12 protein-coding genes, 1 tRNA gene and 1 pseudogene are annotated in these 13,524 nt (G+C 43.5%); 10 read left to right on the forward strand and 4 right to left on the reverse strand.

Features of this window, described 5'->3' with window-relative positions; genetic code table 11:
- Positions 1-164 precede the first annotated feature (164 nt).
- A complete protein-coding gene (locus KXD93_RS26280) occupies positions 165-1,133 on the forward strand; it encodes a family 43 glycosylhydrolase (protein WP_258140512.1) in 969 nt (322 codons plus the stop codon).
- 42 nt (positions 1,134-1,175) lie between these two features.
- On the opposite strand, the gene KXD93_RS26285 is transcribed toward KXD93_RS26280, so the two are convergent.
- The gene (locus tag KXD93_RS26285; protein ID WP_258140513.1) at positions 1,176-2,006 is read right to left on the reverse strand and encodes a phytanoyl-CoA dioxygenase family protein; all 831 of its coding nucleotides are present in this window, start codon (positions 2,004-2,006) and stop codon (positions 1,176-1,178) included.
- Between the two features lie 245 nt (positions 2,007-2,251).
- The gene (locus KXD93_RS26290; RefSeq protein ID WP_258140514.1) at positions 2,252-2,875 is read right to left on the reverse strand and encodes an HAD family hydrolase; all 624 of its coding nucleotides are present in this window, start codon (positions 2,873-2,875) and stop codon (positions 2,252-2,254) included.
- Positions 2,876-3,015: 140 nt separating this feature from the next.
- Here KXD93_RS26290 and KXD93_RS26295 point away from each other — a divergent pair.
- From KXD93_RS26295 to KXD93_RS26320, 6 genes and pseudogenes are all read left to right on the forward strand, one after another.
- Positions 3,016-3,089: transfer RNA gene (locus KXD93_RS26295), tRNA-Ile, on the forward strand.
- Positions 3,090-3,320: 231 nt separating this feature from the next.
- Positions 3,321-4,304, forward strand: coding sequence for a helix-turn-helix domain-containing protein (locus KXD93_RS26300; RefSeq protein WP_258140515.1), 984 nt, complete (start codon positions 3,321-3,323; stop codon positions 4,302-4,304).
- 98 nt (positions 4,305-4,402) lie between these two features.
- Positions 4,403-5,467 (forward strand): annotated as a pseudogene (locus KXD93_RS26305) (alkene reductase).
- 25 nt (positions 5,468-5,492) lie between these two features.
- Positions 5,493-6,380, forward strand: a complete 888-nt coding sequence (locus tag KXD93_RS26310; protein ID WP_258140516.1) for an NAD(P)H-binding protein — start codon at positions 5,493-5,495, stop codon at positions 6,378-6,380.
- 29 nt (positions 6,381-6,409) lie between these two features.
- Positions 6,410-6,778, forward strand: a complete 369-nt coding sequence (locus tag KXD93_RS26315; RefSeq protein ID WP_258140517.1) for an SRPBCC family protein — start codon at positions 6,410-6,412, stop codon at positions 6,776-6,778.
- Positions 6,779-7,360: 582 nt separating this feature from the next.
- The gene (locus KXD93_RS26320; protein WP_258140518.1) at positions 7,361-7,723 is read left to right on the forward strand and encodes a hypothetical protein; all 363 of its coding nucleotides are present in this window, start codon (positions 7,361-7,363) and stop codon (positions 7,721-7,723) included.
- Positions 7,724-7,795: 72 nt separating this feature from the next.
- Here the strand turns inward: KXD93_RS26320 and KXD93_RS26325 are convergent, their stop codons facing one another.
- A complete protein-coding gene (locus KXD93_RS26325; protein WP_258140519.1) occupies positions 7,796-8,503 on the reverse strand; it encodes a LytR/AlgR family response regulator transcription factor in 708 nt (235 codons plus the stop codon).
- The gene (locus KXD93_RS26330) at positions 8,490-9,599 is read right to left on the reverse strand and encodes a sensor histidine kinase (protein WP_258140520.1); all 1,110 of its coding nucleotides are present in this window, start codon (positions 9,597-9,599) and stop codon (positions 8,490-8,492) included. The genes KXD93_RS26325 and KXD93_RS26330 overlap by 14 nt, the downstream gene beginning before the upstream one ends.
- 203 nt (positions 9,600-9,802) lie before the next feature.
- On the opposite strand from KXD93_RS26330, the gene KXD93_RS26335 reads away from it, so the two are divergent.
- The 3 genes from KXD93_RS26335 to KXD93_RS26345 all read left to right on the forward strand — a co-directional run bounded on the left by KXD93_RS26335 (position 9,803) and on the right by KXD93_RS26345 (position 13,453).
- Positions 9,803-12,244: an outer membrane beta-barrel protein gene (locus tag KXD93_RS26335; protein WP_258140521.1), complete on the forward strand. Its 2,442-nt coding sequence runs from the start codon at positions 9,803-9,805 to the stop codon at positions 12,242-12,244.
- Positions 12,245-12,543: 299 nt separating this feature from the next.
- On the forward strand, positions 12,544-13,098 hold the full coding sequence (locus tag KXD93_RS26340) for a dihydrofolate reductase family protein (protein WP_258140522.1): 555 nt from the start codon (positions 12,544-12,546) through the stop codon (positions 13,096-13,098).
- On the forward strand, positions 13,091-13,453 hold the full coding sequence (locus KXD93_RS26345) for a DUF2200 domain-containing protein (protein WP_258140523.1): 363 nt from the start codon (positions 13,091-13,093) through the stop codon (positions 13,451-13,453). Before KXD93_RS26340 ends, KXD93_RS26345 begins: the two co-directional genes overlap by 8 nt.
- Positions 13,454-13,524: the final 71 nt, after the last annotated feature.

Here is a 13,524-nt window from a genome sequence, read left to right on the forward strand (position 1 = left end):
TCGAAATTTCAAAATCAACGAGACTTAAACCAACAAATTGCAAATACAATAGTTTCCCCTAGGTGTTTAATAAGAACGCGGTTTATTATTACCATCAATTCAAATGTTACAATAGAAAAAAGTTGATTATTACGAATTAGCTGTAAATTAGCGCTACAGACACCATGAAAAAATATTTTACAGTATTAGCTGCAATTTTTATCTGTGCAAACCTGTTTGCCCAAAACACAACCATTAATCCGGGAGCGGTTTGGCCCGACAATAATGGCGATCATATCCAGGCGCACGGCGGCGGCATTATCAAAATAAAGAAAACTTATTACTGGTATGGCGAGGAGCGGCGAAAGGGGCTGGATACCAATTATCGCTATGTAAGCTGCTACTCATCCAATGATTTAACGAACTGGAAGTTTTTGGGCGATGTTGTAAAAATGCAGGACCCTGAAAACCTGGGTTACAGGTGGATTTTGGAACGCCCAAAAGTATATTACAACAAGCAGACGAAAAAATATGTAATGTACTTTCACCTGGACACTCGCAACTATAAGTACGCCCGTGTGGGGATAGCTACGAGCGCTAAACCCGATGGAGATTTCAAATTTGTAAAAAGCTTCCGTCCGCTCGGGCATGAGAGCCGGGATATCGGCCAGTTTATAGACGACGATGGCGCCGCGTATCTTGTTTTTGAAGATCGCGCCTTAGGCTTTCACATCGTGAAGCTGAGTGACGATTATATGTCTGTTGAAAAGGAAATGAGCCTGGTAAGGAAACCACTGGAAGGTGGCGCCATAGTTCATTACAAAGGTCTGTATTATGCCATCGGATCGGCGTTAACCGGGTGGAACCCTAATCCTAACCTGTCTGCCACTTCAGCATCATTGGAAGGCCCATGGACAGAATTTAAGGACATTGCACCGCCCCAAACCAATACGTATGGTTCACAATCAACTATGTTGTTAAAGGTTGTTGGCACAAAATCAACAACCGTAATTTATATGGGCGATCAGTGGCGGCCTAAAACACAATGGGATTCGCGTTACTTATGGATCCCGGTTGAAATCGGCGATGGTAAATTATGGCTGCCTGAGCCAAAACCCTTTACCATTGATGTAAAAACAGGAGAATATAAATAAATACCAAGGGGTTAATTCATGCCCGGGTTTATTGGATTCATTTTATATGCTATTCTTTGTGCGATGATAGATCAGCGGATTTTGCGCCTCGTTATCTAAAGGATCGCCTACCTTAAGAGTTTTAAGATAACTTTCTGGAAGTATATTAGCAGTACCATTAAACACGTTACCGTCAGGCATATAGGCGCAAGTCATGGCTCTGCGAAAACCACTGGTCATGTTTGCATTTGCTCCATGAATGGTGAGTCCGCTGTGAAAGGAGCAACTTCCTGCCTTCATTGGTGCGGCTACGGATTTGGCCCTCGCAAATTGCGGATAAACTCCAAAAATACCATCCATATTTTTGCCTATCCCCTTGTTCTCGAACGTGGTTTCGTTATTCGACCCCGGGATAAAGTATAAACATCCATTTTCATAAGTGGCGTCGTCCAGCGCAATCCATATCGATAATGCCTTGCGATCAGAAAACGACCAAAATGGCGTATCTAGATGCCAGGAAGTTGGATTGGCCCAGGGCCGTTTAAATAACGCCTGGTCATGCCAGATCCTTATCCCATCTACCCCGGCCAGGTCCGCCGCCATTTTTCCGATCCTTTTGTCAAACATCAATTTCTTAACACCCTCATCTGTTTGCCACAGGTTTAGCAGTTGGTCAAAAACCTTTCCAAAATAAGCGGCGTCCTCATTTATTCCATCAGAATCACCGGTTTTCAATTCCTTATCCGGCATTTTCTGCCCGGCCCTGTTGTTTACAGCATTCATAACAGTTTCCCGCCAATGCGCCAATTCATTAGGCGACAAGAAATCTTCAACAACCAAAAATCCGTTTTTTTGAAAGGATTCAACCTGGGCCGCATCTACATGATAATTCATAAGGCAATTTTCTTTTTTGTTCGATCTTGGAGATTGCATATCACAATAACAAGCTAAAACCGCTGTGTTTTAGTTCTACACTTTCCAATAAAAATTAATTCAGATTTATTTATCAAAATTAACTGATCGCAAGAAACCGCTCTTACATAAAGCAATATGTTTTTTATACTTTTTGATATAAAACACCCGTTGAAATTAACGGCATTTCAGCGGTCGATTACAGTAATTGAGGCTCAAATTCCTGATCACTTTAGGAAAGCCAATTTCTGTATATTATCCGGCGCCGTCATCAAATAGGTCTGAATCCCTAGTTTCTGCGCGGCCACCAGGTGTTGCGGGCTATCGTCAACAAACAAGGTCTCGGCCGGGTTGAGGTGATTTTCGTCAAGCACCTGTTGAAAAATTTCAACTTCGGGTTTGCGTTTGCCGGTTAGATGCGAATAATATGTTTTTTCGAACAGGTGATCATTCCCATCCAGGCCGTGGTCGTTTTTAAGATAGTCCATTATGTAATCATAATGAATGGGGTTAATGTTGCTTAGCAAAAATGTGCGATATTTAGTCTTCAGATCGGCCAGCAGTTCCATGTTACCGGCTGGGATGCCTACCAACATGCTATTCCAGGCATTATCGATCTGCTGATCTGTCAAGTCCGGATTATTTATTACGCCGCGGATATATTCCCGGAACTCAACAGCTCCGGCCTCTCCCCTTTCAAAAGCATCAAAAATCCTGTCCTGAACCCGGTGCCCATAAAACTGAGCCGGGTCGTCAATACCAAGCTCTTTCCACGCCTGCTGGCCTTTTAAGAAATCGAGGGTAAAAATCACGTTCCCGTAATCGAATATGATGTTTTTGATAGTTGACATAATAAAGTCTGATTTATGGCAAACATACCAATACGTTAAAGATCCGCAAAGCACAAAAATTAAACAGTGTGCTATATTTTGTGATATTTCATTTTTAAGTAAACAACTTTTTTTTACCTTTGCAACTCACAAAAATGACCGCGCCTATAGCTCAGTCGGTTAGAGTAGAAGACTCATAATCTTTTGGTCCCTGGTTCGAGCCCAGGTGGGCGCACTTAAAACAGTTTTTCAAGAACAAAAAACCTCTCTAAATCTCTGATTTAGAGAGGTTTTTTGTTTTATTCTGATCCTTTTCAGTCCTTACGAATACACACTTTGGAAGTAACAGCAAAACTTATAATTCTTGACAGGGTTCGCATCCTTAAACCAGCAAATTACAATCGAAGGGCATGCGAAAGGATTCCTGTAATATTCTTAAATTCGTTCCTTAAGACAATATAAGCTAATGATCTTTAGTTTTACCGCCACGCCGGAGTTTGATTTTATGACTTATTTTGCCCGGCATATAGGGGCAATGGTAAATAACGATTTGTTGGTTATTCCTGATCACGTCGGGAACGGATACATTCGCAAACTTTCATTCGGCCCGGAATTCAAGATCACCATGCACCATTATATCTTAAAGGAAGACCTGATCATCAAACGCAATACATCCGGCCTGGGTAACGAACTGATCACCATTTTTTTTTACAGCAACGAGCAAACGCTCGGCATAGCGTTTGACAACAATCCGAATATTCAGTTTTCTGAGCGCGATGATTCCGCAATTCAGGTTACCTCCAATGACCTGAACTCGACCATACGTTTCCCGGCCGGGCACACGATACGTTACGCAGTAATCGCTATAATGCCAACGTATCTAAAAATACTATTGGCCTTAAATAAGCTAAATTCTACGCTCGAAACAATAACCACCCCAGGTAATAATTTTCTCTATTTTGAGAACATGACGGCTGAGATCAAACTGCTGCTCAAAAACTTAAGCGCGGTGGATATGAGCGATGGGTTAAGCCAATTCTATATGCAGATAAAAGTACAGGAGCTGCTGTACCTGCTTTTTCAAAAGCTGTCCAAACGCGAAAGCTTACCGCATCAAAATATTAATAGCGCGGATGCGGCCAGGCTTCTCCATATCCGTAACGAAATTATCAGTGACCTCAGCGCACCGCCGGTTTTGCCTGAGCTGGCACAAATTGCCGCCATGAGCGAAACCAAACTCAAACAACTTTTCAAGCAAGCCTTTGGTGATACTATTTACAATTATTTTCAGCGCGCCCGGATGGAGGAGGCTGCTTTTTTGTTAAAGCAAGGTAGGCGTTCGGTTGCTGAGGCTGGTTATGAACTGGGCTTTACTAACCTCAGCCACTTTAGCAGGTTGTTTGAAAAACATTACGGCTTTACACCCAAGCGGTATTCCTCACAAGCTTAAACCTATTCGTCGTATCGGACTTATTTTTCGCCTTTTTAGGCTATTATCAGCTTACTATTAGGTGCAATTTTGCTTTATCAAATTAAAAGATAAGCGAAATGAAAAAGCTATTCACTCCCTATAACAAAGCCGCACTTCAGTTGAAGAACCACGTTGTGATGGCACCGATGACCAGAAGCCGGGCGATTGGTAATGTGCCCAGCGACTTGATGGCCACCTATTACAAACAGCGTTCAGGTGCCGGACTGATCATCACCGAAGGCACTTCCCCTAGCCCCGAAGGTTTAGGCTATCCCCGCATCCCGGGTATCTTTACTGATGCCCAGGTAGAAGGATGGAAACTGGTGACTAATGCGGTTCACGAAAGTGGTTCCAAAATATTCTTACAATTGATGCATACGGGCAGAATAGCCCATAGCTCCAATCTGCCGGAAGGCTATCAGGTTGTAGGTTTATCAGCTGTTAAAGCGGCAGGTGAAATCTATACAGATACCGGCATGTTCGAATACTCCGCGCCAACAGCATTGGATGAAGAAGGCATAGCCCATATTATACAGGACCATGTGAAGGCTGCTGAAAATGCCATAGCAGCGGGCTTCGACGGCATTGAGTTACATGGAGCGCACGGCTATCTGCTGGAGCAGTCTTTAAATCCGCACGTAAATAACCGTATAGATAACTATGGCGGATCAATAGAGAACCGCAGCCGCCTGACGTTGGAGATCATACAAAAAATAGCAACCTCGATAGGGGCAGATAACGTTGGCCTGCGCATTTCACCGTTTTTAACGTCTAATGACATGCCCGCTTATGCTGAGGCCGAAGTACATGAAACCTATGTTTACCTGGCCCGGGAAGTAAACCAGTAGGGTATCGCATACTTGCACATTTCAAATAATCCGGGCATTCACGAAAAAACACACCAGGAGATTCGTGAGGCTTTCGCTAACACTATTATCTATTGCAATGGGTTTACGGCAGAAACAGCTGAAGCCAAATTACAGGATGGATCAGCTGATCTGGTCGCCTTTGGCAGAAGCTTTTTGGCCAACCCCGATTTTATGAGGAGAATAGAAAAAAACGCCCCCCTGAATGAGTTGGATTATAATACCCTTTATACTCCTGGCGAAGAAGGCTACACCGATTACCCGGTACTAGATTAATTTTTACCATTTAAAACATACAGATATGAAAATCACAACCACAGGCTCATTAGGAAATGTAGCCAAACCATTAGTAAAAAAGCTGATCGCAGCCGGACATGAAGTAACCGTGATCAGTACTAAAGATGACCGTAAAAGCCAAATTGAGGCTTTAGGCGCAAAGCCAGCGGTCGGTTCTATTAGCGACGAAGCATTTTTGACTGAAGCTTTCAAAGGTGCGGACGCGGTTTATACCATGATGCCGCCATCAATGGGGCCAGGTAATATGATACAGAACATTGCTGATGCGGGGCAAGCATACGCGAACGCTATTAAAACGGCAGGCGTAACGCGCGTAGTCATGCTAAGCAGCGTTGGCGCTGATGCTACTGAAGGTACCGGCCCGGTACAAGGTGTTCATCGTGTTGAAAAGATATTACAGGGGTTAGAAGGGGTGAATGTGACCGTATTAAGATCTGGATTTTTCTATATTAATTTTCTGAGAGATATCTCGTTGATCAAAAGCAGGAATATCTTCGGCAACAACTATAGCGGTAATGACCGGTTAGCTCTTACACATCCTGAAGATCTTTCGACGGCTCTTGCAGAGGAATTGCAATCTGCGGGAAACGGCTTTGAAGTGAAGTACATGGTGAGTGATGTTTCGACTGGAGACGAGATAGCAGGATTATTCGGTCAGGTCATTGGAAAACCGGAACTGGTTTGGACGCATATACCCGATGAACAATTAAAGCAAGGCATGCTTGCCGGAGGATTGCCGCCTGAATTAGTCGGCCTGATTGTCGAAATGGGCCAGGGCGTAAGGGCAGGTATTATTACCAAAGACTTTTTTGCCAGCGGTGCAAAGGTAGCCGGCCAAACCAAGTTGGAGCAGTTTGCTGAAGAATTTAAAGCTGCGTATCTGCACGCTTAACCTTATTTGTCTACAACAACTCACAAAACATGGAAGCAAACAAAAGTGAAATTTTAAAGATTGCCAGGGTACTGGAGACTATAAACGTTCCGATCAAAGTTGCGTTCAATTACATTCAGCCTGTTCCTTTACAAAATCTCTTCCGGGGATACAATAATATCCCGGCAATCGAAAAAACAAATGAATCAGAGAAATGGATCAGAGCGGGTTTATCCCGCACGGTAACTTTTGCTGACGGCAACACGGCAACGGAAAATATGCTGTATGTAGACGCGCCAAGTTATTTTTCTTATAAAATTGAGAACTTCACCGCTGAGGGGCTGAGCAGTCTGGTCGAAAGTATTGAGGGAGCCTGGGTATTTATCGGCCTTGAGGAAAATAAAGTACTGATCGACTGAAAATATATCATTACTCCGAAGAATGATGAAGCTGCAAAAGTAATTCAGGGGAATCTTTTGCCGGACTTCCAGGGTATGCTTGAACAAGGGATTAGAATTTGCAAAGAAAACCTGGAGGCCGGAAAAATTTGACAGAATCTGAGCTAATAGCTGGTTGTCCTGCTATCCGATTTTTTGATTGTTAGCCCTGGTTGGGCTCGAACCTGGGACCATAATTCAAAAAGTTGCGAAATTAGGCCAAAAGCGCTATTTTTGTACAAGTCAGAGAGGTGATACCCAAAGCGGCTACCAAGCCTTTTGTGTACCTCGTAGTAATTGAGGATAATTTCCTCAAATCTTCCATGAAATGGTTCGAGAAGCCCCCAGTTGGGCGCACGATAAAAGCCTCTTAGTTTGCTAAGGGGCTTTTGTTTTCGGGGGCACTCTTAATCTACTGGCAGGACAGTAACCTAACATTCACCATAGAAGGGCCGTAGTGACGATATAACCTCCACAAATAGGAGCACGTAGCTATAATCCAGGGACATCGAGGCTTTTTAGAATTATTGTTTACTTTTAACAAATCAATTAACCTCCCATACCATGAAAAGAAAAATACTAACAACAGTGGCTTTACTCCTTTCCTTTGGGGTGGCATTCGCATATTTTGCGGGCATAGATGGCAAATGGTCCGCTATGCTGAAGGGGCCAGATGGAAACGAATTCCCGATAACTTACACTTTTAAATCAAATGGCACGGCGCTCACGGGCACAGTAACCTCCTCGATAGGCAGCTTCGATATTTCGGATGGCATAGTGAAAGGCGACAGCTTATGGTTCACTGCTAACATCAATACCATGAAAATTAAAAACAAAGGCAGATACTATGCCGATGGTGACTCAATAAGCCTGCGGGTAGGCACCAGATCAACGCATACTACATTGAAACGCGCCATGGATAAATGAATCATCTATTCATCCTATAAAACACAATCAAAGCCACGACCATTTCTCTCAGTTTTTTTGACTGATCCACTATTACCCTTTTAAACGCTTCGTAACCAATTCTTTATAGGTGTCACCGATGGGCAGTTCGGTCTTACCGATCTCCACATCGCTCATAGTGAAAGCCGATACCTGTTTCAGATTGACGATGAACGACCGGTGTATGCGCAAAAAGCCCTTAGGCGAAAGTTCGTTTTCCATATCCCCGATCCTGCATTTGGTCAGGATAGTATCATCTGTCGTGATGATTTTTATATAATCCTTCAGGCTTTCGATATATAGAATGTCGTCTGTACTGATCCTGACGGTACGGTAACCCGATTTGATGGATATGCCCGACGGTTCGCCTGCACCTGGAGCAGCGGGAACAATTTCGGATTGTTTATCCTGCCGCAGGTAACGTTCAATGGCTTTGAAGAAACGGTCGAAAGTAATTGGTTTCAGCAGGTAATCCACAATATCCAGGTCATAACCCTCCAGTGCGTATTCCCGGTAAGCTGTAGTAATGATCACCTTCGGTGGGTAGCGCAGCGTTTTCAGGAAATCGATGCCGCTAATCGCCGGCATCCTGATATCAAGAAACATCAGGTCAACGTTCTTATTTTTTAGTACTTCCAGGGCTTTCAGCGCGTTCGGGCAGGTCCCGGTCACCTCCAGAAAGTCAAGCTGCCCTACGTGTTTTTGAAGCAGCGAAATTGCCAGGGGCTCGTCATCAACCAATAAGCACCTAATTTTTTTCATCTACTGCTGTTTGATGTTTCAGATCGATTGTTAAATTTACTTCAAAAGATTGAGTTTGACGGTTGACATCCAGTGCATAACCTTTTCCATAAATAAGGTCCAGTTGTTTGCGCAGGTTATTTAATCCTATCCTGTATGCCGATAAATTTTCAATACCATTTTTTTGTCCGGCGACTGTATTCGATATATTGAAAATGAAGTTTTGCTCATTTACCTGCAGGTCAATATCAATTACAGGAGCACCTGTATCATCGCTGGCACCATGTTTAAAAGCATTTTCGACCAGCGAAAGCAGTATTAACGGGGCGATAACTATTTGGTGGTCAACTCTCTCATTAAAATTTACGGTTAGCCGCTTATCATACCTTAATTTCTCCAGCTCGATATAATTCCTGATCAAAGCTACCTCTGCAGATAGGGGCACAAACTGCGTATCACAGCGGTATAAAATATGGTCAAGTATATCAGCGAGCCGGGCAATAGCCTCGGATGTCACCGGCGATGATGTAAAAGAAAGCGAATAAATATTGTTGAGTGTATTGAACAGGAAATGAGGGTTTAATTGAGCTTTTAATAGTTTCAATTCCGCCTTTGACTTCTCCTTTTCCAACCTGAGCGCCTTTTGCTGCGTTTCGTATTGATCGGTCAATAATTTCAGGAACAGGAAAACGATGGCAATGGATAGGTTTCTAAAAAAATAAACATAGAATAACCTTCCCAGATTCGTGAATACCTCATGCAGGTTTTCAAAGGCTTTGGGCGGAATGCCGGATAATGGCTCATAAACATGTAAGTTGAGTAAACGGGCAAGGGCGCAGATCAGGTACATGCCTGCTATGGTATAAATACTCATCTGAACCGGCTTTCGGGAATTTAGAAATCCGGGAATGACAAAATAAGCCAGGAAATAAGCTGTCATGATCTGCGTAATGAGCGTAACAGCATGAAACAGCAGCCGATTAGCAGAGAACCAGCCATCGGAGAACTGGTAACTTTCTTCCATCGTAGCCACCAGTAAGGCAGATATCCAAAACCAAATATGGCTTAAGACCTTGTTCTGTCGATGAAACGCAATGATTCTGGCGGTGAAATTCATGATCACCAAGTTTACGTTTTTTTGGCGATTCAAAGCGGCAACTGTCGACCAACAGGCAAAACCGCCCCCTGAATACCAGCAATTGGCCGCCCGGCTGGGTCTATCGGTTCAATTGGCCTTTATAGATGCGGGCGATCCTTATTCGCCTGCTTTCAAAATTTTGATATGGTTTAACGGGTATCATTGGTCAAAATTTACGTCCGATGAAATCAATGTTCCGGCTGCTATCAATATTTTCCGTCATCTATATTGTGTCAACGTCCCTCATTTATGGACAGTGCATCATCAAAGGTAAGGTAACCGACGAGAAAAAATTACCCATGCCGTCGGTTAGTATCCGGCTAAAAAAGCTTCCCGACACCATCCTTTATAAAGCCACATCCACAGATTTGTCAGGAAATTTCACCTTTAATAACTTACCGCAAGGCAGCTATACGCTTGAAGCTGATCTTATGGGTTACCTTTCCGTTGTCAAGCGTGGGCTGACGATCAATCCAACTGATACTGTTCTTGATATTGGTTTGCTGCAATTAGTTCCATCTGCAAAAATGCTCGGCGAGGTTGCAATCACTGCGCGAACCCCATTGATCGAAAAACAGATTGACAAAACGGTTGTTAATGTGGATCAGAATATCGCCAATACCGGCACCAATGTCTTAGAGTTACTGAAGAAATTGCCCGGCGTTCAGATAACGCCTGACGGGCAGATCACCCTTAACGGCAAATCGGGGGTTAATGTGATCATGGATGGAAAAACGACCTATTTGTCTGCTGATGACCTGGCCAATCTTTTGACCAATACGCCGTCGTCAGACATTCAAAAGATCGAGATCATGACCAATCCATCGGCAAAATATGATGCCGAGGGCACTGGTGGTATCATTAATATTATACGGAAAAAGACTACAAAAAGCGGATTTAACGGAAGCCTCACAGCCGGTTTTGGCCTGGGGCCGCACTATGACCGGTACAATAGCAGCCTTGTATTAAATTTTAAAACCAACAAGTACAATTTATATTTGAATAACAGCTATGGTTATAGCAAAGGATTTAGCACAGGTAACGGCGTCAGCGATATCATGAACAACAATGCTTTATCTTCTGAACAAGTCTCAACAAATACGGGTCTAACGATCAATAAAGCGCTCAATTCCTCAGCCGGACTGGACCTTTATCTTTCAAAAAGGACGATATTAACCTTGACAGGCAACGTCTCGGAGCGGAGATATAATAATAACCTGACTTCGGTGATGGCCTTCGCTGACAGCAACCGGAATAAGACCGGCAGCGAAAAATTTTCGGCATTAAACCTCGACAAGCCCCTCAATTTCAACACTGGGGTTCAATTAACACACAAACTCGATACAACGGGCAGGCAGTGGTCGGCAGATATTGATTATGCCAATTACAGGTACAGGCCCGAGCAGTATAATTCCGGCGTTAACTACAACCCTTCAGGGAGTTTTTTGAGCCAGGATAATGAATTGATCGACGAGTCGAGGACGCTGCATATTTTTGGCATAAGAGCCGATTATGTCCAGCCTTTGCCCGGTAACGGCAAGTTGGAAACGGGGCTAAAATCGAGCTATGTGAAAACTTTTAATAACAGTATTTATTACAACCAGTTAGACGGGCAAAATGTGATCGATCCAGCATTGGGCGATGATGATATCAACACCGAAAATATCAATGCGGCCTATATCAATTTTAACAGGCAATACCATAAATTGATGGTGCAGGCAGGTTTGCGGGCCGAACAAACGGTTATGAAAGGACAGCAGTTATTTACTAACGCCTCAGTCGATCAAAATTATTTCGGATTATTCCCAACGCTTTTTCTTAGCTACAAACTTAACGATCAGAATACCTTTAATTTTCAATTCGGACGTAGGACCGATCGCCCGGACTATCACGAATATATCCCTTTCCGAAGACCGCTTTCGGCAACAATTTCTTTCCAGGGGAACCCTAATCTAAAGCCCGACTTTAACTGGCATTCGGAACTCACCTGGTCATGGCAGAATACTTTTTTTATCACGGCAGCTTACGACATCGACCGGAATTACATGCGCACGCTTTATTATCTCGATTCCAACAAAACAACTATTACCCGCATGCCTACGAACATACAGGGTGCGCACTCGTGGAATGTAAATGTTAGTTTTAATAAGGAACTAGCCAAATGGTTCACAACCAACACCACGGTTACGATCTATCAGAATTCGTTCAACGGTAGTACAGTAAATGGCTTCAGCCTGGACGACCCCGGTTTTGCCACCATCGATCTTGTTACCAATAACAGTTTCCGCTGCAGCGATAAATTATCGATGGAGGCCGATTTTGAATATGAGTCCAAACGCCAGTTCGTCGGTTCTATATTTGGCGCCTATTCAATTCTAAGCCTTGCTGTTAAACAAAAGCTATTTCATGACCAGGGCTCGATCACCATCAATGCCAACAACGTGTTGAATACAGAAAACAGGGGCGTCACCGATCATTATTTCAATCTTAACCAATACGGATATTCGTATATTTATTCAAGAGCAATTATCGTAACTTTCAACTACAGGTTTGGCAGCGGCAAACTAACCAAAACGCAAAGCAAATCGGGCTCCGAAGAAGAGCAACACCGGGCAGGAAATTGAAACTCCTTTTATTTTTATCCAATCGAGCTACGTACATCCCCTATTTAATATCAGATGTTCATTTGACTTGCCAAAATCCCTCAACAGATCAGTAACAAGCCGCGTATCATCCAAAAAATGGTGCGAAAGTGCAGTTAGTGCGTGCCCAAATTGGCTTCTTAAAATACCCTATGCGCTTGAGCCCTTTTCTGGCTTTAAGTCAACAATATTATATTTGCATATGCCACAAACAACTGTAAGTTGGAAAGGTGCTAACAAGGGGATAAATTGAAAATTTAAAAAAAATAAAAATCAAACCCATGAGAAAAGTCATGTTCGCGATGAATATCAGTATTGACGGCTATTACGAGCACACTCATTTCAGCCCAAATGATGAACTCATGGAGTATTTTACCCAGCTAATGCACGATACCGGCGTGATTGTATACGGCCGTAAAACTTATGAGTTAATGATTCCTTATTGGCCGGAAGTCGCCAAAAATGGGTCTGACAGGCCCAGCGATATTGCCTTTGCCAAAGCCATGATCCCCATTGAAAAAATCGTCTTTTCGCGAACACTCAAAGATGCCACGGAAAATACAAGAATAGTCAGTGAAAATCCCGAAGGCCTGATCCGCGAATTGAAACAGCATCCCGGAAAAAAAATTGCCTTCAGCAGCACCAGCCTGCTTCCGAGCCTGCTGGGTCTTGGCCTGATCGATGAGCTTTACTTAGTCATCCACCCGGTTTTGGCAGGAGAAAACAAACGCTTATTTGAGAACTTCCTGGTTTCGGAAAAACTGAACTTCAAACTGGAGCATACCCAGCTATTCAAATCCGGCGCAATAGCCCTTCATTACCAGAAAAATGAATAACAATAATACGCACGATGAACGCATCGCCAAAATGAGCCTTGCCTCCGTCTATCCCTTATATCTTGCCAAGGTAGAAAAGAAAGGCCGGACAAAAGAAGAATTGGACCAGGTCATCACCTGGCTGACCGGCTTTAGCGCTGGTCAGCTCAAGGACCTGATCAACAAAAAAGTAACATTTGAAACCTTCTTTGGGCAGGCTTCGCTCCATCCCAACGCCCCGCTCATTACCGGACTCATCTGCGGCTATCGCGTAGAAGAAATTGAAAATCCGTTAACACAGCAAGTCAGGTACCTGGATAAGCTAGTTGATGAGCTAGCCAAAGGCAGGAAAATGGGAAAAATATTGAGAAGTTAAATTCAGGCCTCCACGTTATTATTAGCCAGGGTTTTGAACCGTTCGCCATGTTTTTGTGCGACGTTAACGTC

It is taken from the genome of Mucilaginibacter phenanthrenivorans (assembly GCF_024721155.1).
Classification (GTDB): Bacteria; Bacteroidota; Bacteroidia; order Sphingobacteriales; family Sphingobacteriaceae; genus Mucilaginibacter; species Mucilaginibacter phenanthrenivorans.